Source organism: Methyloversatilis universalis EHg5, from assembly GCF_000378945.1.
GTDB classification, from domain to species: domain Bacteria; phylum Pseudomonadota; class Gammaproteobacteria; order Burkholderiales; family Rhodocyclaceae; genus Methyloversatilis; species Methyloversatilis universalis_A.
In genome coordinates, this window is the sequence record NZ_KB900539.1 from 380915 (window position 1) to 403306 (window position 22392).

Genomic DNA, 22392 nt, shown 5'->3' on the forward strand with positions numbered 1-22392 from the left:
ATGGATCGTCGTCGTTTCATGCAGCTCTCTGCGCTGGCCGGTCTGTCGGCATCGCTGCCGCAGCTCGCCCGTGCTGCTTTCGCACCGTCGCCGGCGCACGGCTGGCGCACTTTCGAGGTGGTGACCCGGATCGAACCGGTGGCCACCGACACCGACGTGACAGTGTGGATTCCGCTGCCTTCGGTCGAGCAGCCGGACTGGATACGGGTGCTGGGCAACGAGTGGAGCGGCAATGCGGCGCGCGCCGGCATCGCGGTCGATCCGGTCTATGGCAGCCGCATGCTGGTGGCGCAGTGGCTCAAGGGCCAGGGTGTGCCTGAACTCGAGGTGGTGAGCCGTGTGAGCACCCGCGATCGGGCGCTCGATCTGTCGTCGCCGGGCAAGGTGGCCGATCTGGACGAAGCGACCCGTCAGCTCTACACCCGCGCTACCGAACTGCTGCCGACCGACGGCATCGTGCGCGACACCGCGCTCGACGCCACCCGCGGCGCGAAAACCGACATGGAGCGCGCCCGCGCGCTGTACGACTGGGTGTGCGACCGCACCGAGCGCAATCCCAAGACCCGCGGCTGCGGTCTGGGTGACATCCGCAGCATGCTGGTCAGCGGCAATCTGTCGGGCAAGTGTGCTGACCTCAACGCGCTGTTCGTCGGCATGGCGCGCTCGGTCGGGCTGCCGGCGCGCGATGTCTATGGCATCCGCGTCGCTGATTCGCGTTTCGGCTACAAGAGCCTGGGCAAGAGCGGTGACATATCGAAGGCGCAGCACTGTCGCGCCGAGGTGTGGCTCAGCGGTTTTGGCTGGGTGCCGGTGGATCCGGCCGATGTGCGCAAGGTGGTGCTGGAAGAGAAGCCCGGCCTGACGCTGAAGGATGACGTCGTCGTCGCGGCGCGCGAAAAGCTGTTCGGCGCCTGGGAAATGAACTGGCTGGCCTACAACTTCGGCCATGACGTCGCGCTGCCCGGCTCGGCCGGCCCGACACTGCCTTTCCTGATGTACCCGCAGGGCGAAACCGCCGGCGGCCGCTTCGACAGCCTGGACCCGGGCGCTTTCAGCTACAGCATCAAGTCGCGCGAAATCACCGCCTGAGCTTCGGGCGGCAGGATTCAGGACGGCCCGGCGTGGGCCTGCTGCCTGAATCCTGCAGCACCGTCGGCGGCTTCCGTCGCCTGACGGTTATTCGTGCCCGCCTTCCGGGTAGACCGTGACCGACAGGAAGCGGATCGGCACCTCAACCAGCTTTTCCGGCCCGTGCGGCACATTGCCGTCGAAGGTGAGCGCGTCGCCCGGGCGCAGCTCATACACCGTCTTGCCGTGGCGGTATTCGATGCAGCCTTCCAGCATGTAGATGAACTCGGTGCCCGGATGTTCGAACACCGGATAGGGCGGCTGGTCCTGATCGATCGTGATCAGGAAAGGCTCGAAGCGCTTGGTCGGCCCCTGGTGATAGGACAGCAGGTTATAGATATGGCCGGCGCGCGAGCCGCGGCGGGCCACTTCCATGCTTTCGCCGGCCTTGATCAGCTGCGCGCCTTCGCCGTCGGTCTGGTAGTTCTTGAACAGTGCCGACAGCGACACGCCGAGCGCCCGCGCGATGCGCGACAGCGCGTCCAGGCTGGTCGCGGTCTGGCCGTTCTCGATCCGCGACAGCATGCCGCGGCTGATTTCCGCGCGCTCCGAAATGTCTGCGATCGTCAGCCCGTGGGCCCGGCGCAGTTCCCGGATGGTATTGCCAAGGTAGCGCTCCAGCTCCCCTTCCAGCGCGGCTTCTTGTATGGACATCGCGTCTCCGCTTTCAGCGTCAGATTGGGTCGTCATTGGCCCATGCCTAACTTTATTTTACGCATGAGGTTTCATAAAAAGAATTTAAGTTGACTTGGCTTAAAAAAGGTTCATGATTAGAAAAAAAGTTGCTTCTCTTGAAACACGCTGCACCGCAGCAGAAGTGACACCCTTTCAGTCTGGACTACAGGAAAGCACATGCCCTGGCGCCTATTGCGATTCGGTCTGTCGAAGTCCCATCCGGAACCCCGGATGTTCACGGCTCACGACAAGCTCAAGCCCTCCTACGACGTAGTGATCATTGGTGGTGGGGGCCATGGCCTGGCCAGCGCCTACTACCTCGCCCGTGATCATGGCATCACCAACGTGGCGGTGCTCGAGAAGGGTTACATCGGTGGCGGCAATACCGGCCGCAACACCACCATCATCCGCTCGAACTACCTCACGCCGGAAGGCGTGAAGTTCTACGACAAGTCGGTGCAGCTGTACCAGGACTTGTCCACAGAGTTCGATCTGAACCTCTTCTACTCCACCCGCGGCCACTTCACGCTGGCCCACACCGACTCCGCGATGCGCACCATGCGCTGGCGTGCAGAGGTGAACAAGCACTACGGCATCGCGTCCGAAGTGGTGGGCCCGGAAGAAGTGAAGCGCCAGACGCCGCAGATCGATCTGTCCTGTGGTGGCCACGCCCCGATCCAGGGTGCGCTGTACCACGCACCGGGCGCGGTGGCCCGTCACGACGCGGTGGCCTGGGGCTACGGCCGTGGCGCCGACATGCGTGGCGCTGAAATCCACCAGCAGACTGCGGTGACCGGCATCGAGGTCAAGGGCGGCAAGGTGGTCGGTGTACACACCACCAAGGGTTTCATCTCGACCAACAAGGTCATCTGTGCGGTCGCCGGCTTCACGCCGCGCATCACCGACATGGTGGGCTTCAAGACGCCGATCTTCGTGCATCCGCTGCAGGCCATGGTGAGCGAGCCGATGAAGCCCTGGCTCGACACCATCCTGGTGTCCGGCAGCCTGCATATATATGTAAGCCAGAGCGCCCGCGGCGAACTGGTGATGGGCGCCTCGCTCGATCCGTACGAAGTGCAATCGACGCGTTCGACGCTGGACTTCCCGGAAGGCCTCGCCGCTCACCTGCTCGACATGTTCCCCTTCCTGTCGCACTCCAAGGTGGTGCGTCAGTGGGCCGGCATGGCTGATATGACGCCGGACTTCGCACCCATCATGGGCATGACGCCGGTCGAAGGCTTCTACCTCGATTCCGGCTGGGGTACCTGGGGCTTCAAGGCGACGCCGGTCTGCGGCAAGACCATGGCCTGGACCGCCGTCAATGACAAGCCGCACGAGCTGATCACCGGCTTCTCGCTCGACCGCTTCCGCAACTACTCGCTGACCGGCGAGAAGGGTGCGGCGAGCGTGGGCCACTGAGCGCGGAACAGAGAGCGGAGACGACGACATGAAACTGATGACCTGTCCGATCAACGGCACGCGGCCGATTTCGGAATTCGCCTACTGGGGCGAAATCCGTCCGGCGCCCGATGCCGATACCTGCAGCGACGACCAGTGGGCGGAATACGTGTTCCACCGCAACGGCGCGCCCGGCGTGAAGAAGGAATGGTGGTGCCACACGCCGTCGAATACCTGGTTCATCGCTGAACGCGATACCGAAAAGGACAAGGTGCTGCGCACCTTTCTGCATGGAGATGACAAGTGAAGCGCCTGCCCGCAATGCCCGACGAGTGGCTGGATCGCAGCCGCACCGTCCGCTTCCGTTTTGAAGGCCGCACCTTCGAAGGCCTGTCCGGCGACAGCATCGCCAGCGCGCTGTGGGCCGCCGGCCAGCGCAGCCAGGGCCGCAGCTTCAAGTACCACCGCGTGCGCGGCATTCTTTCGGCCGCCAACCATGACGTGAACGTCATGCTGCAGGACGGTCCGAAGCTGAACACCCGCGGTGACGTGGTGGCGGTGCGTGAAGGCATGGACCTGACCGCGGTGAACACTTTCGGTGGCCTGGCCAACGACAAGGCGCGTCACCTGAACAAGCTGTCGCGCTTCCTGCCGGTCGGCTTCTATTACAAGGCCTTCCACAACAAGCGTCTGTTCCCGCTGTGGGAAAAGATGTTCCGCCGCATCACCGGTCTGGGCGTGGTCGATTTCTCGACGCCGCACATCCGCACCCAGAAGCGCTACGACTTCTGTGACGTGCTGGTGATCGGTGCCGGTCCTTCCGGTCTGGCCGCCGCGCTGTCGGCCGCCGAAGCAGGCGCTTCGGTGGTGGTCTGTGACGAGAACGCCCGCGCCGGTGGCAGCGGTCTGTTCCAGCTGGGCGCCGACGCGGCACGTCGTCAGCACACCGCCTCGCTGCTGCAGCAGGTGAAGTCCAACCCGCGCATCCGTCTGCTGGAAGGCACTTACGCCGGCGCCTACTACGCCGACCGCTGGGTGCCGCTGATCGACGAGAACCGCATGACGAAGATGCGCGCCAAGTCGGTCATTCTGGCCAGTGGTGCCTACGAGCAGCCGTCCGTTTTCCGTAACAACGACCTGCCGGGCATCATGAACGGCTCGGCCATGCAGCGCCTGATCTACCGCTACGCGGTCAAGCCCTGCAGCACCGCGGTCGTGCTGGCCGCCAACGCCGACGGCTACCGCGTCGCGCTCGATCTGCTGGCCGCCGGCGCCGCCGTGGCTGCGGTGCTGGACATGCGCGCCAGCGTGCCGGCTTCGCCGCTGGCCGATGCACTGCGCGCCAAGGGCGTGGAAATCCTCGGTGGTCACGCGGTGTATGAAGCGCACGCCGATGGCAAGGGCGAACTGGCTGGCGTCACTGCCTGTCGCATCGACGGTGCCGGCCGTGTGGTGTCCGGTTCGCAGCGTCGCATCAGCTGCGACGGCGTTGCGATGAGCACCGGCTGGTCGCCGGCCGCCAACCTGCTGTATCAGGCAGGCACCCGCATGCGCTTCGACGATCTGCTGCAGCAGTTCGTGCCGGAACAGCTGCCGGAAGGCGTGTTCGCCTGCGGCAAGGTGAATGGCGTGTTCCGCCTCGAATCGCGCATCACCGACGGTCAGCGCGCAGGTCTCGCTGCCGCCGCGAATGCCGGTTTCGAAGTCAGTGCCAGCATCACCGTGCCGGCCGAAACCGAATCACCGTCGCATGCCTGGCCGGTGGTTGCTCATCCGGACGGCAAGAACTTCGTCGATTTCGACGAGGATCTGCAGGTGAAGGATTTCGAGAACGCAGTGCAGGAAGGCTACGACAACATCGAGCTGCTGAAGCGCTTCTCGACCGTCGGCATGGGCCCCAGCCAGGGCAAGCACTCGAACATGACCGCGCTGCGCATCCTGGCGCGCCTGACCGGCAAGTCGCCGCAGCAGGTGGGCACCACGACCGCGCGTCCGTTCTTCCACCCGGTGCCGCTGTCGCATCTGGCCGGCCGCGGTTTCAGCCCGCAGCGCCACTCGCCGCTGCACGGCCGCCACGCCGCTGCCGGTGCGGTGTTCATGCAGGCCGGCGCGTGGGAACGTCCGGAGTACTACGCAGTGCCGGGCAAGTCGCGCATCGACTGCATCCGCGAAGAGGCGCGCCGTGTGCGCACCGCGGTTGCGCTGATCGACGTCGGCACGCTGGGCAAGCTGGAAATCCGTGGCCCGCAGGCCGCCGAGTTCCTGAACCGCGTCTATACCGGCCGCTACGACAACATGAAGGTGGGTGCCACGCGCTACGCCGTCATGTGTGACGACTCGGGCGTGCTGAGCGACGAAGGCGTGGTGGCGCGCATCGCCGAAGACGTCTTCTACTTCACCACGACCAGTTCGGGTGCGGCCACGGTGTATCGCGAGCTGTCGCGCCTGAACATCGAGTGGAAGCTGGACTGCGGCCTGATCAACCTGACCGGTTCGTACTCGGCGATGAACCTGGCCGGTCCGGCGTCGCGCAAGGTGCTGGCCCAGCTGACCGACATGGATCTGTCGTCCGCCGCCTTCCCCTACCTCGCGGTGCGCACCGGCACGGTGGCCGGCATTCCGGCCCGCATGATGCGCGTCGGCTTCGTCGGCGAATGGGGCTACGAAATCCACATCCCGGCCGAGTACGGCGCCACGCTGTGGGACGCGCTGATGAAGGCGGGTGAGTCGTCGGGCATCGGCCCGTTCGGTGTCGAGGCCCAGCGTCTGCTGCGTCTGGAAAAGGGCCACCTGATCGTGAGCCAGGACACCGACGGTCTGACCAACCCGTTCGAAGTCGGCATGGACTGGGCGGTCAAGCTGGACAAGCCCTTCTTCACCGGCAAGCGCTCGCTGCAGATCGTTCGCAAGATGCCGCTCAAGCGCAAGCTGGTCGGCTTCCGCCTGGGCGAGAACCACAGCGGCGAAGTGCCGAAGGAATGTCACCTGATCATCCAGGACGGTGACATCGCCGGCCGCGTTACCAGCATCTCCTGGAGCCCGCATGTCGGTCGCTTCATCGGCCTGGCCTTCGTGCTGCCGTCGATGTCCGAATCCGGCACCGCCTTCCAGATCCGTCTGACCGACGGAAGCATGGTGAACGCCGAGGTCTGCGACACGCCCTTCTTCGACCCGAAAGACGAACGCCAGAAGGAAATCGAATGAACGCCCCCTTCGCCCCCAATCGCATCAGCCCTCTGTTCGACGAACAGGCGCCGCACGCGGCGAAGTGGACCCAGGTCGAGACCATGCAGACCGTGGCCTCCTTCGGTTCGGCCGATGCAGCCCGTCTGCCGCTGGCCGGCATCGGCGACCTCAGCTTCCGCCGCCGTGCCGGCGTCAAGGGTCCGGGCGCTGCCGCCTGGCTTAACGCCCTGGGCATCGTTACACCGGAACGCATGAACAGCTGGCTGCGCATGGACGACGGCACCCTGGTGCTGCGTCTGGGCAACACCGAGTACCTGGTCGAGGACGCGCCGGGTGGCAGCCATGCCGCGCAGATGAACGCCGCTGCGCCGGCACACGGCGTGTATCCGGTGCCGCGTTATGACGCCGCGCTGGTTGTCGCCGGCCGCAATGCACTTGAACTGACCCGCCAGACCTGTGCCTTCGATTTCACCACCCTGTCGCCTGCGGCGCAGGGGCTGGCGATGACTTCGATGGTTGGCGTCGGCGTCACCGCGGTCGCGATGGAAAGCGGCGGCGAAACGTACTACCGGCTGTGGTGCGACGGCACCTATGGCGGTTATCTGTGGGCCACGCTGGTGGAGGTGGCTTCGGATCTCGGAGGAGGTGCGGTCGGCCTGGAATCGCTTGGCCGGCTCGCACAGCAATAACAAACAGCGCGCCGTTTGACGACGGCGCAATTCAGTCAGATACGAGCCGTTTGGACAGGGAGGGAATGTGATGTCACCCAGCGAAGCACAGCAGTTCCTGAAGGAAAACCAGGTCAAGTACATCCTGGCGCAGTTCGTCGATATCCACGGTTCGGCCAAGACCAAGTCGGTCCCGGCCGAGCATTACAAGACCGTGGTGACCGCTGGCGCCGGCTTTGCCGGTTTCGCGATCTGGGGCATGGGCATGACCCCCAACGTCGACGCCGATTACATGGCCGTGGGCGACGCCTCGACGCTGTCGCTGGTGCCCTGGCAGCCGGGCTATGCCCGCATCGCCTGTGACGGCCACACGCACGGCAAGCCGCACGAGTACGACACCCGCGTCGTGCTGAAGAAGCAGCTGGAGCAGATCACCGCCCGCGGCTGGACCTTCTTCACCGGCATGGAGCCCGAGTTCTCGCTGCTGCGCAAGGTCGAAGGCAAGCTGCTGCCGGCCGATCCGGGCGACACGCTGTCCAAGCCCTGCTACGACTACAAGGGCCTGTCGCGCGCCCGCGTCTTCCTGGAACGCCTGTCCGAGTCGCTGCGCTCGGTCGGCATCGACGTCTATCAGATCGACCACGAAGACGCGAACGGCCAGTTCGAGATCAACTACACCTTCACCGACGCGCTGACCTCCTGCGACCACTACACCTTCTTCAAGATGGGTGCCGCCGAGATCGCCGCCGAACTGGGTCTGATCTGCTCGTTCATGCCCAAGCCCTTCTCGAACCGCCCGGGCAACGGCCTGCACATGCACATGAGCATCGGCGACGGCAAGCGCAACCTGTTCGAGGACAAGTCGGACAAGCACGGCCTTGACCTGTCGAAGCTGGCTTACCACTGGGCGGCCGGTCTGCTCAAGCACGCACCGGCCCTGGCCGCGCTGTGCTGCCCGACCGTGAATTCCTACAAGCGTCTGGTGGTTGGCCGTTCGCTGACCGGCGCCACCTGGGCACCGGCCTACATCTGCTACGGCGGCAACAACCGCAGCGGCATGATCCGCAGCCCGGGCGGTCGCCTGGAACTGCGCCTGCCGGACGCTTCCTGCAATGCTTACCTCGCAACGGCCGCGGTCATCGCCGCCGGCATGGACGGGGTGATCAACGAGCTCGATCCGGGCACGCCGCAAAACGACAACCTGTACGAGTACAGCCAATCGCAGCTTGATGCCGCCGGTATCAAGGTGCTGCCGCAGAACCTGCATGAGGCGCTGCTGGCGCTCGAAAAGGACGAAGTGATCCGCGCTGCACTGGGTCCCGTCGTCGACGAGTTCCTGCGTCTCAAGCACATGGAGTGGGTCGAGTACATGCGTCACGTCTCGGACTGGGAAGTGAACAGCTACCTCGAATTCTTCTGATCAATCGCCGGAGAACGGATATGTGTGGAATCGTTGGACTGCTGGTCAAGACACCGGCATTGAAGGAGCGCCTGGGCGAACTGATGGTGCCCATGCTGATCGGCATGACCGAGCGCGGTCCGGACTCGGCGGGTCTCGCCGTGTTCGGCGACTCGCTGGCCGAGAACTCGCGCAAGCTGAGCCTGTACTCGGGTCTCACCGATGACGGTGCGGATTTCAACTGGCACGGCCTGACGCACGCGCTGAAGGAACACCTCGATGTCGACGCGCACATCGACGTGAAGCACAACCACGCCGTGCTGTCGTTCGCCGTGTCGCCGGAGCTGGTCAAGCGCTGGCTGCGCGAGAACCACCCGAAGCTGCACATCCTGAGCACCGGTCGCACCATCGACCTGTACAAGGACATCGGCACCCCGGCCCAGGTGGCCGACCGCTACGACTTCAAGTCGATGAAGGGTTCGCACCTGGTGGGTCACACCCGCATGGCGACCGAATCGGCGGTGACGCCGGATCGCGCACACCCCTTCACCGCCGGCGAAGACTTCTGCCTGGTGCACAACGGTTCGCTGTCGAACCCGAACTCGATCCGCCGCAAGCTGACGCCGGCCGGCATCCACTTCGAAACCGACAACGACACCGAAGCCGCCTGCCGCTTCCTCGAATGGCGCCTGCGTGAAGGCGACGACCTGGAAGTCGCGCTGCAGAAGGGCTTCGACGAACTGGACGGTTTCTTCACCTTCCTGATGGGTACGCCGGACAAGCTCGCGTTGATCCGCGACCCCTTCGCCTGCAAGCCCGCAGTCGTGGCCGAAACCGACGACTACGTCGCGATCGCGTCGGAATTCCGTTCGCTGGCCCACCTGCCTGGCGTCAAGCACGCCAACGTGTTCGAACCCGCGCCCGAGGAGATGTACGTATGGAACGCATGACCTTCGATCTCGCCAGCTCGTCGCTGACCGAGATGAACACCTTCCTGCACAAGGGTCTTGAGGAAGGCGATAAGCGCCACATTTCGGTGCTGAACCCGGACGGCGCGCACAACATCGCCGTCGGTCTGAACCACCCGGTCACCGTGGAGATCCATGGTCACGCCGGCTACTACGCAGGCGGCATGAACAAGCACGCCCGCGTCGTGATCCACGGCAGCGCCGGTACCGGTGTCGCCGAGAACATGATGAGCGGTTCGGTGCACGTGAAGGGCTTCGCCTCCAACGGCGCCGGCGCGACCGCCCACGGCGGCCTGCTGGTGATCGACGGTGACGCCGGCCTGCGCTGCGGCATCTCGCTCAAGGGCGGCGACATCGTCGTCGGCGGCAGCGTCGGCAGCTTCTCCGGCTTCATGGCCCAGGCCGGCCACATGGTCATCTGTGGCGACGCCGGCGACGCGCTCGGCGATTCGCTGTACGAAGCGGTCATCTACCTGCGCGGCAACGTGAAGTCGCTCGGTGCCGATGCCCAGTTCGAGGACATGACCGACGCCGACTACGCGACGCTGGCCGAACTGCTGTCCAAGGCCGGCATGGACCACGATCCGAAGTCGTTCAAGCGCATTGCCTCGGCTCGTACGCTCTATCACTGGAACGCGGACGCGAACCAGGAGTACTGACATCTCCTGTGGGCAAGCGGGACGGTGCGGAACGATCCGCCCTCCCGCGTAGCAGACACCGAATACAAAGGACTCACAAATGGACATCAAACCCGTTTCGTTCAAGCGCGTCTCCCGGGAGGAGTCCGCGAGCTTCGACCGCTCGACCATCGACTACATCCAGAACGCCGCTGCGCACGGCCTGTACGAAATCCGCGGCATGGGCGCCAAGCGCAAGCTGCCGCACTTCGACGACCTGCTGTTCCTGGCCGGCTCGCTGTCGCGCTACCCGCTGGAAGGCTATCGCGAAAAGTGCGTGACCAAGACCATCCTGGGCACCCGCTTCGCCAAGAAGCCGATCGAGCTGGACATCCCGATCACCATCGCCGGCATGAGCTTCGGCGCGCTGTCGGCCAACGTGAAGGAGTCGCTGGGCCGCGCCGCCACCGCGATGGGCACCACGACGACGACCGGTGACGGCGGCATGACGCCGGAAGAGCGCAACTCGTCGAAGACGCTGGTGTACCAGTGCCTGCCGTCGCGTTACGGCTTCAACCCGGACGACGTGCGTCGCGCCGATGCGATCGAAGTCGTGATCGGTCAGGGCGCCAAGCCGGGCGGCGGCGGCATGCTGCTGGGCCAGAAGGTGAACCCGCGCGTGGCCAAGATGCGCACCCTGCCGCAAGGCGTGGATCAGCGCTCGGCCTGCCGTCACCCCGACTGGACCGGTCCGGACGATCTGGCGATCAAGATCCAGGAACTGCGCGAGCTGACCGACTGGGAAAAGCCGATCTACGTGAAGGTGGGCGCAACCCGTACCTTCAACGACGTCAAGCTGGCCGTTCATGCCGGTGCTGACGTGGTGGTGGTCGATGGCATGCAGGGCGGCACCGCAGCCACCCAGACCTGCTACATCGAACACATCGGCATCCCGACGCTGGCTGCAGTCCGCCAGGCAGTCGATGCGCTGGAAGACCTGAACATGAAGGGCCAGGTCCAGCTGATCGTGTCCGGCGGCATCCGTAGCGGCGCCGACGTCGCCAAGGCGCTGGCCATGGGTGCTGATGCAGTCGCGATCGGTCAGGGCATCCTGTTCGCACTCGGCTGTAACTCGGAAACCTACATCCAGGACGGCAAGCACATTTCGGCCATCGAAGGTTACGACGCCCTCGGTACTCAGCCCGGCTTCTGCCACCACTGCCACACCGGCAAGTGCCCGGTCGGCGTGACCACGCAGGATTCGGTGCTCGAACAGCGTCTGCAGCCGGACGTCGGTGCCCGTCGCGTCAAGAACTACCTGAAGACGCTGAACATGGAACTCACCACGATCGCCCGTGCCTGCGGCAAGCAGAACGTGCATCACCTGGAGCGCGAAGACCTGGTCGCCCTCACGCTGGAAGCCGCCGCCATGGCGCGCATCCCGCTGGCGGGCACCAGCTGGATCCCGGGCCACAACGGCTACTGATCCACAGCGTGATGCCGGGGCAGCGGACATGAGTGGCTGGCTGCTCCTGCTGGGCGCCATCGTCGCGGAAGTGATCGCGACGAGCGCGCTCAAGCAGGTGGAGGGCTTCTCGCGTCCGCTGCCTCTGGCATTGACCACTGTCGGTTACGTCGTGGCGTTCTGGCTCATGTCGCTGTCGCTCAGAACCATTCCCATCGGCATCGCCTACGCGGTGTGGTCGGGCGTGGGCATTGTCGCGATATCAACAATCGGCCTGATCGCTTTCGGCCAGAAGCTCGATGCGGCCGCACTCGCGGGCATCGCACTTATCGTGAGCGGGGTCGCCGTGATCCAGCTCTTTTCGCGTTCCACCGTCTGACCCACCGTCACCTCATTCGAAAGGAGTCCTTCCGCCGCTCATCACCCGCCCTGCATCACTACATCCCTGCTGCTGACGATTTCATCCCATCAAAAAATGCACCCATAAAGGAGGAGAGCAAGATGGATCAAAGCAAAAGCAAGAAGCCGCTCGACCCATTGCTCGAAAAGCGCATTGCGCGCATGTTCGGCCGCGATCGTGCCATGTCACTCGGCATGCTGATCGGTTTGTGGTTCGCCCTGGGCTATGTGTACTTCGCCGTTCCCCACGGCTTTCTCGGTTCGCCTGTCGGCCTGGTGCTGACAGTGGCCGGTGCACTCGTCCTGGTCTTCAACTCGGCGTCGGTGATCGCCATGCTTCGTCATTACGACGAGGACCGCGACCACATCTACGGCATCGACATCTATCACCTCGACCAGCATCGCGCACGCGCCCGCAAGGCCGCACTGCGCCCGGCTCACGTCGACGTCTGAGGAGTACGCACATGTCCCGCAACGTCTACAAACCGCCGGTACAGAAGGGCTTCGGCCAGTTCATCGATGCCATGGTGGTGCTCGCGCTCGTGTATCTGAGCCTGCTTGCGCCGCTGCTGCTGGGCGGCACCGCCGCCGAGTCCGCGGCGACCGAGCACAAGGCGGCGCCCACCTGGGAAGAGCTCAAGCAGAACGACGTGATGAAGGCCCAGTGGGAAAAGCTGGGTCACACGCCGGAAACTGCCGAGCCCATCGTGACCAAGAAGTTCAGCTACGAGGTGGAGCCGCTGTCGCTGGGCATCACCATCGCGGTGATCGTCGGCTACTTCATCTTCATGCTGAAGATGTCGGACCGCGAGTACCGCGAAGTGATCAACGAACGCTTCGGCCCGAAGGCCGGCAAGGGGGATTGAGTCATGGATATGTGGTCCGCACTGGAATACGGCGCCTGGGGCCTGTCGGTCGTGCTGATCGGCTGGATGCTGGTCGACGCGCGCTTCGTCAGCACCACCTATGGCGAGGATTTCCTGCTCAGTTCGCGCGAAGGCGACGAGTGACCGCTTGATCTGGGCGTGCCGGCAGGCACGCGACAGGGGAGAGAATGATGGGAACTGCAGCAAGCGCAGGACAGCAGGAAAAGATTTCCCTGCTGAAGGTGCTCGGACCGGTGCACGTATGGGCACTGGGCGTGGGCATCGTGCTGGTGGGCGAGTACATGGGCTGGAACTTCTCGGTGGCGAAGGGCGGGGCCTACGGCTCGCTGATCGCCTGCTGGGTGATCGGTCTGCTCTACACCTGTGTGGCCATGATCGACTCCGAGGTGACCTCAACGGTTGCCGCGGCCGGCGGTCAGTACACGCAGGCCAAGCACATCATCGGGCCCTTGATGGCCTTCAACGTGGGCCTTTACCTGGTGATGGCCTACACCATGCTGGAGGCGGCCGACGCGCTGGTGGTCGGTGACCTGCTGAAAGCGGTGGCCCAGCAGTACGGGGCCGAACTCGATCCGCGGCCTTTCGTGGTGCTCACCATCGCCTTCCTGGCGTGGATGAACTACCGCGGCGTGTTCATGACGCTGACCGTGAACTTCGTCATCACCGCCTTCGCCTTCATCGCCATCCTGGTGCTGTTCTTCCACGCCACCGGGCTGACGGACGGCCACAGCGTGCTGCTGCATCGCGAACTGCTGGTCGACCTGCCCTACGGCTGGATTGGCGTGCTCGCTTCGCTGCAGTTCGGCATGTGGTACTACCTCGGCATCGAAGGCACCTGCCAGGCTGCCGAAGAAGTGCGTTCGGCCGGCCGCTCGATTCCGATGGGCACCATGGGCGGCATGATGACGCTGCTGATCGCCGCGTCGCTCACCTGGTACATCTGTACCGGCATCATTCCGTGGGAATACCTCGGCCAGGCCACCACGCCGCTCTATGACGCCGCACGGCTGATGGGCAGTGTGGAACTGGAAGTGATGCTGTTCATCGGCACCATGTTCGCGGCCATCGCATCGGCCAACGGCTGCATCAACGACGCGTCGCGTGCCTGGTTCTCGATGTCGCGTGACCGTTACATGCCGCACTGGTTCGGTGCCGTGCATCCGCGTTACCGCACGCCTTACCGCTCCATTCTGTTCCTGATCCCGATCGCGGTGTCCTTCGCCTTCACCGGGCTGCTGGACCAGGTGATCACCTTCTCCATCCTGTCGGGTCTGCTGGGCTACACCTTCATGTCCTTCAACATCGTTCGCTTCCGCCGGCTGTGGCCGCTGGGTTCGATCGAGCGGGGCTATGTGCATCCCTACCACCCGATCCCCTGCATCGTGCTCGGCGTGCTGTGCGCGGCCACCTACTTCGCCACCTATCTGGGCTACGGCACCTCGCTGCTGTCCATCATGGCCTTCTACATCCTGGTGTCGATCTGGTTTGTCGTGCGTCGCTATCCCTTCGTCAAGCGGGGCGAGCAATTCACGATGCCGTGGCCGCGTCCGAAGGGCTACTGAGATGGAAGCCGGGCTGATCGCTGCGCTGGCCGTCGGGGGCAGTGCGCTGGCTCTGTGGCACCGGCGGGTGCAGCGCGGCTTCGCGGCCGAGCGGGCCGCGGTGTTCGATGACTGTCGCGCGCTGTTCGACGAGACGGTGACCGAGGACTGCGGCGTCGACTACCCGCGACTGAGCGGGCGCTACCAGGGCGCCAGCTTCGAGCTGCAGCCGCTGCTGGACCACATCGGCTACCGCAAGGTGCCGTCGCTGTGGCTGTCGCTCACGCTGCGCACGCCGCTGCCGCTGGCCGGCACCTTCGATGTGCTGATGCGGCCCCAGAACATCGAGTTCTGGTCCGCCTCGGCACAGCTGGAGGAGCGCATCGATCTGCCCGCAGACTGGCCGGTCCACCACATCGCCAAGGTGAGCCCGGCCGGCTGGCGGCCGCCGCTGGAGCGGCTGCGCGACGGTCTGGGCGCACTGGCCGAAGATCCGCCGTTCAAGGAGCTTCTGGTCAGCCCGCGCGGCGTGCGGCTGGTGTACCGGCTGAGCGGCGTGCAGCGGGCGCACTACCTGGTATTGCGCTCGCTGCTGCCGGAAAACACCCGCATCGCGCCCGACATGCTCGTGCCGCTGCTGGATGCGGCGCTGAATGTCGCATCCGCCCTGAAGGTCACCTCACTGGAGAAAGCGGCATGAGCACCACCGTCGCACACGGCGAAAGCCGCCCGCCTCACCCGCTGTTCGTGCTGCTTGCCGCCGCACTGCTGCCCGGCATGGGCCAGGTGCTCAACGGCATGCTGACGCGTGCGTGGGTCATGCTTTTCTTTGCGCTCAGCCTGGGCGTCATCACCTGGCATCTCACCACACCGGAGCACTCCTTCGTCGGCCGTCATGCCGGCGGGTTCTTCGTCTATGCGGTGATGGTGATGGACGCCTATGTCTGGGCACGCTACCGGCACACTCTGGCCCGAGTCCGCGCGGGTCAGCGCTAGGGGTCGTGGACCCCGGGGGGCGGCGCACACCGTCCTCACCTTGGCCGGTACATGCGGGACAGCTCCTCCTGCACCGCATGTACCGGGTCTTTTTCAGCGTGCCGGCGCTGAACGTACTTGCAGTCGCGGGCAGGCGAGGCCTGTCCGCTCACAACGCCATTCAAAAGGAACTGCTGCCATGAAACAGAACAACACCCTGATCCGCTCCGTCCTGCTGTCGCTGGGCGCGCTGTCCCTGTCGGTTCCGTTCGCTGCCCAGGCCGAAGAAGCGGCCGCGCCGGCGTACACCATCACGTCAAACATCGGCGTGTTCTCGCAGTACATCTTCCGCGGCATTTCGTACACGCAGGAAAACCCGGCGGTGCAGGGTGGCTTCGATTTCGCGCACGAGAGCGGCGCCTATCTGGGCATCTGGGGCACCAATGTGAGCGATCTGGCGCTGTCGAACGCGACCGGTGAGATCGACGTGTATGGCGGCTTCGCGAAGACCTACGGCGACTGGACGTTCGACGTGGGCTTCCTGCAGTTCATCTTCCCGGGCGGCAAGTATGATCCGTCGGGTGAGAGCCTGAACACGCTGGAACTGAACGCGGCGGTGACCTGGAAGTTCATCCAGCTGAAGTACTCGCATTCGGTGACCGACTACTTCGGTTTCAACGACAAGACCTTCGGTCTGGGTCGTGGCGACTCGGATGGTTCGCACTACCTCGAGGCGAACGCGAACTACGAGTTCCTGCCGACGTGGCAGCTGAACCTGCACGTGGGTCACCAGAAGGTGAAGAACTACGAGGAGTACAACTTCACCGACTGGAAGGTGGGCGTGACGAAGAGCTTCGATGGTGGCTGGCAGGCAGCGGTGGCCTATATCGACACCAATGCCGACAAGAACTTCTACACCATCTGCGACAACGGCATCCGCTGCAAGGACACCGGCGACAGCAAGTGGCTCGCCTACATCAAGCGCACTTTCTGATCGCCCGACCCTGCTGAGGTCCTCGCGGACGTCGTGCCCCTGCACACGGCGTCCACTCCGGCCGGCCGTGCCGACTCCTCCGGAGCGGCCGGCCGCTTTTTCATTCAGGCATGCCCGGGAAGGGCCAGTCGCTGTGTCCGGATGACCAGGGCTGGCTGCGCACCTGGGGCGGGCGCTTCAGCGTCGACGACGGCGATTCGCCGAACAGCGCCTTGTAGTAGGACGAAAACATGCCCATGTGCCAGAAGCCCCACTTGCAGGCGGCGCTGCTCACGGTCATGTCCGGCCCGCCATGCAACAGGTCCTTGCGCACGCCGTGCAGCCGCACGTAGCGAAGGAAGGTGACCGGGCTGATGCCCAGCACGTTCATGAAGGCGTGGTGCAGGCCGCGCCGGCTCATTTTCAGATGGGTGCTCAGGTCGCTGACCGACGGCGGCTGATCGCGCCGGTTCAGGATGTAGTTGCGCGCGCGTTCCACGATGGCGCGGTGGATGGCGTGGCCGCCGCGGCTGCGCTCCGGGTGTTCCGAGATCGACAGCAGCGCGGTCAGCGAGGCGTTGATGATGGATTCCGACACTGCCTGCCGTGAGGCCGCGTGCAGCAGCACGTCCGGCGTCGACTGCACGCAGCACATGACCTCGTGCAGTACCTGGCGGTAGCGCATCGCCGCCGCTGACGGCAGCGTCTGCATCTGGGCGCGGGCGATCAGCGTGGACACTTCGTGGCCCAGCACCGCCTGCGCATAGCCGTCCAGCGAGTCGGCGTCGATCACCGACACGAAAATGTCGGATACCTGCGGCGTGCGGAAATGCAGCTCCTCGCCCGGTGACAGCGTGAGCAGGCTGTCGCGCCCGACTTCGTGCGCCTGCCAGTAGCCGCCGCGATGCACGTTCACCGGCACGCCGAAGGTGTAGGACGAGGGGCGCGGATGGCTTTTCTCGTCGATCACCTGGTCCATCGATTCGCGGAACAGCTGCACCGCGCCGGACGACATTTCGACGATGCGGCCGCGGAATTCACCGCTGGTCAGCTGCAGGTATTCCTGCGACCAGTGCGGCAGGCTTTCCGCGTGCTGACACGGATCTTCGGTCACCACGCAGCACAGCTGGGCCGGTGGGGGCGCCTTGCGGGCAGGTTCTACAGTCACGTTCACTCCCTTCGCCGCTCGTGGCCGGCGTGCTTGGCCGGACGGTCCGGCGATCGCGACGCTCGTGGGATGGCGGCGTTCATTGCTAGCGAAGCACCTGCGCGGCTCCTGACCGCCCGTTTCAACGGGTCGGTGTGCCGTCGCGGCGACCTGGCTACTCCTCTTGAAATCGATGGTAGGCCTCCCCCCGGGGTGCGGCAATACACCCGTTTGCTGCGCTCCGACGAACAGGCCGAATCTTGATAGTGCGCGAGGGAACCCTGGCCGGTTCCCGATAACGCCCCCGCCGGACCGCCTCCTATAGTCCCTGGCACGGTCAGCGCGCTCCTCCGCAACCGTGATTCACCGGCGCCGTGCCGTGTGCGCGGCGCCCCTTCTCGAACATCCAGGAAGAGGTAAGCAATGCGAAGAACAGACAAGAACCGGGCCCTGCCGCGCGCATTCGCGTTCGCGGCCGGGCTGGCCGCACAGCTCGCGGTGGCCGGGGCCTATGCCGCGGCGCCGGCGGCCGAAGCGCTGGTCAATACCAAGTGCGCGTCCTGTCACACCGCCAAGGGCGAAGGCAAATGGGACCGCATCAGCGAAGGCCGCCGCACGCCCGAAGGCTGGGACATGACGGTGGCCCGAATGGGCTTTGCCCACGGCGTCAAGATGAGCCGGGAAGAGCGCGCCACCATCGTGAAGTACCTGTCCGACGCCTACGGCCTGTCGCCGGACGAGTCGGCGGCCCACCGCTACATCGTGGACCGCACGCCCAGCGTGGTCGAGCACCCGGAGAACAAGCTGATCGGCGACACCTGCGCGCGCTGCCATTCCTACGGCCGCATCGCGGTGCAGCGGCGCACCGAAGCGGACTGGCGCAAGCTGGTGCACTTCCACGTCGGCCAGTTCCCGGCGATCGAAATCCAGGCCAGCGGCCGCGATCGCAACTGGTTCGAAATCGCCAATGGCGACGCGTCGGTCGAACTGGGCAAGGTGTACGGCTTCGAATCCGACAGCTGGACCAAGTGGAAAGCGCAGAAGCCGGCGGATGCCAGCGGCAGCTGGCGCCTGGTGGGCAACAAGCCGGGCAGCGGCGCCTACGAAGGCACGGCCACGGTGCAGCGCACCGGCGATGACGCCTATGCGGTCACCATGGTGCTGCGCTTCGAGAACGGCAGCAGCGAAACGCTGAAGGGGTCGGCCATTGTCTACACCGGCCATGAATGGCGCGCCACGCTGAAGAGCGGCGAGCGCACGATCAACCAGATCATGACGCTGGCAGACGGCGGCCGCAGCCTGTCCGGCCGCTGGTTCGAAGAAGGCTATGACGCGATCGGCGGCACGCTGCGCGCAGTGCGCGCCGACGGTGCGAAGCCCGCGGTGCTGTCGGTGCAGCCGGCGGCGCTCAAAGCCGGCAGCCGCACCCGCCTGGTCATCAATGGCGTCGGGCTGGACGGTGACGTGAGCCTGGGCGGCGGCGTGAAAGTGCTGTCGGTGGCTGAGCGCAGCGCGGACCGCGTGGTGGTCGAGGTCGAATCGGCGAAGGACGCCGTGAGCGGCCCGCGCGAAGTGAAGGTGGGCAACGCGCGCAGCGGCGACGCGCTCAAGGTCTTCCAGCGCATCGACTACGTGAAGATCACGCCGGACCACCCGATGGCGCGGGTCGGTGGCAATGGCGGCTCGATGAACAAGGTGCCGGCCCAGCTGGAAGCGCTGGCCTACACCGTGGGCGCCGACGGCAAGAAGGGTACGGCCGACGATGTGGCGCTGGGCGCCATGCCGGCCGCGTGGTCCTTCGACAACCTGAACAAGGTGGCGGCCGAAATGAAGGACGCCAAGTTCGCCGGTCGCATCGACCAGAACGGTCTGTTCATGACCAATGACGCCGGCCCCAATCCGGAGCGCAAGTACCGGACCAATAACGCGGGCGAGCTGAAGGTGACCGCGGCGGTCAAGGACGGCACGCGCACGGTCAAGGCCACCGCGCCGCTGATCGTCACCGTGCAGCGTTTCAACGATCCCCCGATCCGCTGAACGCGGGCCGTCACCGGAACAGCCATCATGTCCGACGCCAATCTGCTCTACGTAGACAGCCACGCCTTCCACGATGTCGAAGTGAAGGGGCGGCGCGTGCTGCTGCACGTGCCCAGCACCGGCATTTTCGACCTCGACGGCGTGACCACCGAGGTGCTCGACTTCGTGCGGCCGAAGGCGACCGTCAGTTTCGAGGAGCTGCAGCAGCGCTTCTCGGGGCAAGGGTCGCCCACGCTGATCGCCGACGCGATCGAGGATCTGAAGTCGCTGGGCGTGCTGCGCGGCGATCCCGCGCAGCCCGATCACGGCCCCGGCATCAGCGTGACCGAATTCCCGCTCAGCACCCTGGTGCTGAACGTGAATACCGGCTGCAACCTGAGCTGCACCTACTGCTACAAGGAAGACCTGACCACCCCGTCCAAGGGCGAGAAGCTCGACTTCGACAAGGCGAAGAAGGGCATCGAGCTGCTGCTGAAGGAAGGGGCCAAGCGCGACCGCATCAACGTGGTTTTCTTCGGCGGCGAGCCGCTGTCGAACATGCGGCTGATCAAGGCGGTCACCGCCTACGCCGAGGAGCGCTGCCGCGAAGAGGGCAAGCAGGTCGACTTCTCGCTCACCACCAACGCCACGCTGCTCACCGAAGAGATCGCCGACTGGTTCAACGAACATTCCTTCGGCATCTCGATCAGCATGGACGGTCCGCAGGCGGTGCACGACCTGCGCCGCAAGACCATAGGCGGCAAGGGCACCTACGAGGTGGTGGCGAAGAAGGCGCGCATGCTGCTGTCACGCTACACCGCGCGCTCGGTCGGGGCGCGGGTGACGCTGACGGCGGGCTATTCCGACGTGGCGGCCATCCACCATCACCTGAAGGACGAACTGGGCTTCGCCGAAGTGGGTTTCGCGCCGGTCACCAGCAATCCGGTCACCACCTTCAACCTGGTCGGTGACGAACTGCGCGCGGTGTTCGAGGCGATGAAGACGCTGGGCCGCGAGTACGTGGCGGCGGCGGTCGAGGGCCGAAACATCGGCTTCTCGAACATGCACCAGCTGCTGTCCGACCTGTACGAGGGCCGCCGCAAGGCGTTGCCCTGCGGTGCCGGCATCGGGCTGCTGGCGGTCGATCACAAGGGCGAACTCAATCTCTGCCACCGCTTCACCGGCTCCGAGCTGCCGACCTTCGGCAACGTCGACACCGGTATTGCCAAGGCGGAGCTGGGTGCCTTCCTTGAAAACGCGCTCGACCGCTCGGAGCGCGGCTGCTCGACCTGCCGCATCCGCAACCTGTGTTCGGGCGGCTGCTACCACGAGTCCTACGCCAACTTCAGCGACCCGTATTCGCCGGTCTATCACTACTGCGAACTGCTCAGGGAGTGGGTCGATTTCGGCATCGAGGCCTACCTCGAAATCCTCGAAAAGAACCCGGCCTTCCTTCACCAGCACGTCGCGAACAGGAGCTCTGAACTATGAACCGCTTGAAACCGCTGAACCGCAAGGCCCACCAGATCGAAGCCGCCCCGAACGACGAGGCGGTGGAAAAGGTGGTGTCGATGACCGCCGCCGTCGCCGGCTGCGCCACCACCTTCGACCCGGGCTGGGAGCTCGATCCTTTCCTCGGCGTGGCCGGCCTGTGCCAGCCGATGGAAGCCGATCTCTACGGCTGTGCCGACCCCTGCTGGTGGCCGGCCCAGGTGCCGGACACGCTGCACAACTACCAGGACTGGAACACCGGCAAGGACGACGCGGCGCGCGACTGGAAGGCGCTGCAGAGCGTGTTCCCGAAATAAGCCCGCGTACAGACAAGAGGAATTCCTGACCATGAAGATGAAGACCACGGCGGCCGCACTGGCCGCCAGCCTCGGCGTCGCGCTGCTCGGCGCCCTTCCGGCCACCGCGTTTGCGGCCAAGGACTATCTGGTGACCGCCGCCCGCCCCAACCTCGTGTTCGTGATGGACGCGAAGGAGCGCAAGGTGGTGAAGACCCACACCATCCCCAACACTTCGCTCGGCAACAGCCCGCTCACGCTGGTGCATTCGCGTGACGGCAAGATGGCCTACGTCATCCACAACCGCTGGGAAACCGTGTCCGGCATCGACCTGGACAGCGGCAAGGAAGTGTTCCGCGCCGAACTGTCCGGCGGCGACATCCGCGGCAAGTCGCCTTTCCCGATGGACCTCAGCCCGGACGGCAAGGAACTGGCGGTCTATGTGAACCCGACCCAGCTGCTGCCGGGCGAGTACAAGGTGATGGACCCCTACATCGCCATCTACCGCACCGACGCCGGTACCGACGCCGAGCCGGTGCGCAGGCTCAAGGTGCCGCGCCGGGTGTCCACGCTGGCCTGGTCGCCCAAGGGCGACACGCTGTACGCCTTCAGCTGGGACATGCTCAAGCTCGATCCGCAGACCGGCGCGGTCAAGGGTCAGCACCCGTGGCGCAGCTGGAAGAACGGCGACCAGGGCGAGCCGGACACGCTGGCGGTGTGGCCGCAGTGGGAACAGACCAATGTGTTCGCCACGCCCTACTACGTGACGCACGCCAACAAGAAACCGGGCGATCCGGCAGCACTGCGCGCCGGCATCTGGTCGCTCGATCTCGAAACCGACAAGGTGCATTTCAAGGAATTCGAAAATGCCGGCGTCGTGCTGTTCTCCACCGTGGTGAATCCGGTGCGCCGCGACGAAACCTATACCGTCTATACCCAGCTCACCAAGGTGAACACGAAGACCGGCAAGATGGACCGGGTCGATCTCGATCACACCTACTACAACGTGAATGTGTCGAGCGACGGCAAGGAGCTGTACATCGGCGGCACCCAGGGCGACATCGCGGTGTATGACAGCGCCACGCTGAAGCGCCTCGGCAATATCCGCACGCCGGGCGGTGGCGATCAGGTGCTCACCTCGCTGCGCATCTTCCAGCGCTGAG

At 65.1% G+C, this 22392-nt stretch carries 23 protein-coding genes; 21 read left to right on the top strand and 2 right to left on the bottom strand.

What is annotated here, in order from left to right:
• A complete protein-coding gene (locus METUNV2_RS0101690; RefSeq protein ID WP_018227788.1) occupies positions 1 to 1089 on the top strand; it encodes a transglutaminase-like domain-containing protein in 1089 nt (362 codons plus the stop codon).
• An 87-nt stretch (positions 1090 to 1176) separates the two neighbouring features.
• Here METUNV2_RS0101690 and METUNV2_RS0101695 read toward each other — a convergent pair whose 3' ends face one another.
• Positions 1177 to 1782 (bottom strand): helix-turn-helix domain-containing protein, encoded by a 606-nt coding sequence (locus tag METUNV2_RS0101695; RefSeq protein ID WP_008064102.1) that lies wholly within the window; start codon positions 1780 to 1782, stop codon positions 1177 to 1179.
• 198 nt (positions 1783 to 1980) lie between these two features.
• Here METUNV2_RS0101695 and METUNV2_RS0101700 point away from each other — a divergent pair, with 198 nt between their 5' ends.
• The 16 genes from METUNV2_RS0101700 to METUNV2_RS0101775 all read left to right on the top strand — a co-directional run bounded on the left by METUNV2_RS0101700 (position 1981) and on the right by METUNV2_RS0101775 (position 16300).
• A complete protein-coding gene (locus tag METUNV2_RS0101700; RefSeq protein WP_026187787.1) occupies positions 1981 to 3222 on the top strand; it encodes an FAD-dependent oxidoreductase in 1242 nt (413 codons plus the stop codon).
• Positions 3223 to 3250: 28 nt separating this feature from the next.
• Complete coding sequence (locus METUNV2_RS0101705; RefSeq protein WP_018227789.1) at positions 3251 to 3508, top strand: sarcosine oxidase subunit delta; 258 nt, start codon at positions 3251 to 3253, stop codon at positions 3506 to 3508.
• Between the two features lie 14 nt (positions 3509 to 3522).
• Complete coding sequence (locus tag METUNV2_RS0101710; RefSeq protein WP_036271158.1) at positions 3523 to 6405, top strand: 2Fe-2S iron-sulfur cluster-binding protein; 2883 nt, start codon at positions 3523 to 3525, stop codon at positions 6403 to 6405.
• The gene (locus tag METUNV2_RS0101715) at positions 6402 to 7076 is read left to right on the top strand and encodes a hypothetical protein (RefSeq protein ID WP_018227791.1); all 675 of its coding nucleotides are present in this window, start codon (positions 6402 to 6404) and stop codon (positions 7074 to 7076) included. The genes METUNV2_RS0101710 and METUNV2_RS0101715 overlap by 4 nt, the downstream gene beginning before the upstream one ends.
• A gap of 70 nt (positions 7077 to 7146) precedes the next feature.
• The gene (gene glnT, locus METUNV2_RS0101720; RefSeq protein ID WP_018227792.1) at positions 7147 to 8475 is read left to right on the top strand and encodes a type III glutamate--ammonia ligase; all 1329 of its coding nucleotides are present in this window, start codon (positions 7147 to 7149) and stop codon (positions 8473 to 8475) included.
• Between the two features lie 20 nt (positions 8476 to 8495).
• The gene (locus tag METUNV2_RS0101725; protein ID WP_018227793.1) at positions 8496 to 9404 is read left to right on the top strand and encodes a class II glutamine amidotransferase; all 909 of its coding nucleotides are present in this window, start codon (positions 8496 to 8498) and stop codon (positions 9402 to 9404) included.
• A complete protein-coding gene (locus tag METUNV2_RS0101730) occupies positions 9392 to 10081 on the top strand; it encodes a protein glxC (RefSeq protein WP_018227794.1) in 690 nt (229 codons plus the stop codon). The genes METUNV2_RS0101725 and METUNV2_RS0101730 overlap by 13 nt, the downstream gene beginning before the upstream one ends.
• A gap of 79 nt (positions 10082 to 10160) precedes the next feature.
• Positions 10161 to 11525, top strand: a complete 1365-nt coding sequence (locus tag METUNV2_RS0101735) for an FMN-binding glutamate synthase family protein (protein WP_018227795.1) — start codon at positions 10161 to 10163, stop codon at positions 11523 to 11525.
• 28 nt (positions 11526 to 11553) lie between these two features.
• Positions 11554 to 11883 (top strand): DMT family transporter, encoded by a 330-nt coding sequence (locus METUNV2_RS0101740; RefSeq protein ID WP_018227796.1) that lies wholly within the window; start codon positions 11554 to 11556, stop codon positions 11881 to 11883.
• A gap of 122 nt (positions 11884 to 12005) precedes the next feature.
• Complete coding sequence (locus METUNV2_RS0101745) at positions 12006 to 12356, top strand: hypothetical protein (RefSeq protein WP_018227797.1); 351 nt, start codon at positions 12006 to 12008, stop codon at positions 12354 to 12356.
• An 11-nt stretch (positions 12357 to 12367) separates the two neighbouring features.
• Positions 12368 to 12769 carry a hypothetical protein gene (locus METUNV2_RS0101750; protein ID WP_018227798.1) on the top strand — a complete coding sequence of 134 codons (402 nt, stop codon included), beginning with the start codon at positions 12368 to 12370 and terminating at the stop codon, positions 12767 to 12769.
• 3 nt (positions 12770 to 12772) lie between these two features.
• On the top strand, positions 12773 to 12913 hold the full coding sequence (locus tag METUNV2_RS19955; protein WP_198288838.1) for a hypothetical protein: 141 nt from the start codon (positions 12773 to 12775) through the stop codon (positions 12911 to 12913).
• A gap of 44 nt (positions 12914 to 12957) precedes the next feature.
• Positions 12958 to 14352 (top strand): APC family permease, encoded by a 1395-nt coding sequence (locus METUNV2_RS0101760; RefSeq protein WP_018227800.1) that lies wholly within the window; start codon positions 12958 to 12960, stop codon positions 14350 to 14352.
• A 1-nt stretch (position 14353) separates the two neighbouring features.
• Positions 14354 to 15031, top strand: a complete 678-nt coding sequence (locus METUNV2_RS0101765; RefSeq protein WP_018227801.1) for a hypothetical protein — start codon at positions 14354 to 14356, stop codon at positions 15029 to 15031.
• Entirely contained in the window at positions 15028 to 15327 is a 300-nt protein-coding gene (locus METUNV2_RS0101770; RefSeq protein WP_018227802.1) for a hypothetical protein, read from the top strand. The genes METUNV2_RS0101765 and METUNV2_RS0101770 overlap by 4 nt, the downstream gene beginning before the upstream one ends.
• 178 nt (positions 15328 to 15505) lie before the next feature.
• Positions 15506 to 16300, top strand: a complete 795-nt coding sequence (locus METUNV2_RS0101775; protein WP_018227803.1) for a TorF family putative porin — start codon at positions 15506 to 15508, stop codon at positions 16298 to 16300.
• A gap of 100 nt (positions 16301 to 16400) precedes the next feature.
• Here METUNV2_RS0101775 and METUNV2_RS0101780 read toward each other — a convergent pair whose 3' ends face one another.
• Positions 16401 to 17447 (bottom strand): helix-turn-helix domain-containing protein, encoded by a 1047-nt coding sequence (locus tag METUNV2_RS0101780; RefSeq protein ID WP_026187790.1) that lies wholly within the window; start codon positions 17445 to 17447, stop codon positions 16401 to 16403.
• 402 nt (positions 17448 to 17849) lie between these two features.
• On the opposite strand from METUNV2_RS0101780, the gene peaA reads away from it, so the two are divergent.
• Genes peaA through peaD form a run of 4 tightly spaced genes read left to right on the top strand, consistent with a single transcriptional unit; the run spans position 17850 to position 22391 of the window.
• Positions 17850 to 19463, top strand: coding sequence for a quinohemoprotein amine dehydrogenase subunit alpha (peaA, locus tag METUNV2_RS0101785; protein ID WP_018227805.1), 1614 nt, complete (start codon positions 17850 to 17852; stop codon positions 19461 to 19463).
• A 27-nt stretch (positions 19464 to 19490) separates the two neighbouring features.
• Positions 19491 to 20933, top strand: a complete 1443-nt coding sequence (gene peaB / locus METUNV2_RS0101790) for a quinohemoprotein amine dehydrogenase maturation protein (RefSeq protein WP_018227806.1) — start codon at positions 19491 to 19493, stop codon at positions 20931 to 20933.
• A complete protein-coding gene (gene qhpC, locus METUNV2_RS0101795) occupies positions 20930 to 21250 on the top strand; it encodes a quinohemoprotein amine dehydrogenase subunit gamma (protein ID WP_008064143.1) in 321 nt (106 codons plus the stop codon). Before peaB ends, qhpC begins: the two co-directional genes overlap by 4 nt.
• Before the next feature lie 31 nt (positions 21251 to 21281).
• Positions 21282 to 22391, top strand: coding sequence for a quinohemoprotein amine dehydrogenase subunit beta (gene peaD / locus METUNV2_RS0101800; RefSeq protein ID WP_018227807.1), 1110 nt, complete (start codon positions 21282 to 21284; stop codon positions 22389 to 22391).
• The last annotated feature ends 1 nt before the right edge of the window (position 22392 follow it).

What these genes read in the sequence shown, in the direction of transcription:
- METUNV2_RS0101690 (WP_018227788.1), top strand. Translation starts at nt 1, where the DNA reads ATGGATCGTCGTCGTTTCATGCAGCTCTCTGCGCTGGCCGGTCTGTCG.
- METUNV2_RS0101695 (WP_008064102.1), bottom strand. Translation starts at nt 1,782, where the DNA reads ATGTCCATACAAGAAGCCGCGCTGGAAGGGGAGCTGGAGCGCTACCTT.
- METUNV2_RS0101700 (WP_026187787.1), top strand. Translation starts at nt 1,981, where the DNA reads ATGCCCTGGCGCCTATTGCGATTCGGTCTGTCGAAGTCCCATCCGGAA.
- METUNV2_RS0101705 (WP_018227789.1), top strand. Translation starts at nt 3,251, where the DNA reads ATGAAACTGATGACCTGTCCGATCAACGGCACGCGGCCGATTTCGGAA.
- METUNV2_RS0101710 (WP_036271158.1), top strand. Translation starts at nt 3,523, where the DNA reads ATGCCCGACGAGTGGCTGGATCGCAGCCGCACCGTCCGCTTCCGTTTT.
- METUNV2_RS0101715 (WP_018227791.1), top strand. Translation starts at nt 6,402, where the DNA reads ATGAACGCCCCCTTCGCCCCCAATCGCATCAGCCCTCTGTTCGACGAA.
- glnT (WP_018227792.1), top strand. Translation starts at nt 7,147, where the DNA reads ATGTCACCCAGCGAAGCACAGCAGTTCCTGAAGGAAAACCAGGTCAAG.
- METUNV2_RS0101725 (WP_018227793.1), top strand. Translation starts at nt 8,496, where the DNA reads ATGTGTGGAATCGTTGGACTGCTGGTCAAGACACCGGCATTGAAGGAG.
- METUNV2_RS0101730 (WP_018227794.1), top strand. Translation starts at nt 9,392, where the DNA reads ATGGAACGCATGACCTTCGATCTCGCCAGCTCGTCGCTGACCGAGATG.
- METUNV2_RS0101735 (WP_018227795.1), top strand. Translation starts at nt 10,161, where the DNA reads ATGGACATCAAACCCGTTTCGTTCAAGCGCGTCTCCCGGGAGGAGTCC.
- METUNV2_RS0101740 (WP_018227796.1), top strand. Translation starts at nt 11,554, where the DNA reads ATGAGTGGCTGGCTGCTCCTGCTGGGCGCCATCGTCGCGGAAGTGATC.
- METUNV2_RS0101745 (WP_018227797.1), top strand. Translation starts at nt 12,006, where the DNA reads ATGGATCAAAGCAAAAGCAAGAAGCCGCTCGACCCATTGCTCGAAAAG.
- METUNV2_RS0101750 (WP_018227798.1), top strand. Translation starts at nt 12,368, where the DNA reads ATGTCCCGCAACGTCTACAAACCGCCGGTACAGAAGGGCTTCGGCCAG.
- METUNV2_RS19955 (WP_198288838.1), top strand. Translation starts at nt 12,773, where the DNA reads ATGGATATGTGGTCCGCACTGGAATACGGCGCCTGGGGCCTGTCGGTC.
- METUNV2_RS0101760 (WP_018227800.1), top strand. Translation starts at nt 12,958, where the DNA reads ATGATGGGAACTGCAGCAAGCGCAGGACAGCAGGAAAAGATTTCCCTG.
- METUNV2_RS0101765 (WP_018227801.1), top strand. Translation starts at nt 14,354, where the DNA reads ATGGAAGCCGGGCTGATCGCTGCGCTGGCCGTCGGGGGCAGTGCGCTG.
- METUNV2_RS0101770 (WP_018227802.1), top strand. Translation starts at nt 15,028, where the DNA reads ATGAGCACCACCGTCGCACACGGCGAAAGCCGCCCGCCTCACCCGCTG.
- METUNV2_RS0101775 (WP_018227803.1), top strand. Translation starts at nt 15,506, where the DNA reads ATGAAACAGAACAACACCCTGATCCGCTCCGTCCTGCTGTCGCTGGGC.
- peaA (WP_018227805.1), top strand. Translation starts at nt 17,850, where the DNA reads ATGCGAAGAACAGACAAGAACCGGGCCCTGCCGCGCGCATTCGCGTTC.
- peaB (WP_018227806.1), top strand. Translation starts at nt 19,491, where the DNA reads ATGTCCGACGCCAATCTGCTCTACGTAGACAGCCACGCCTTCCACGAT.
- qhpC (WP_008064143.1), top strand. Translation starts at nt 20,930, where the DNA reads ATGAACCGCTTGAAACCGCTGAACCGCAAGGCCCACCAGATCGAAGCC.
- peaD (WP_018227807.1), top strand. Translation starts at nt 21,282, where the DNA reads ATGAAGATGAAGACCACGGCGGCCGCACTGGCCGCCAGCCTCGGCGTC.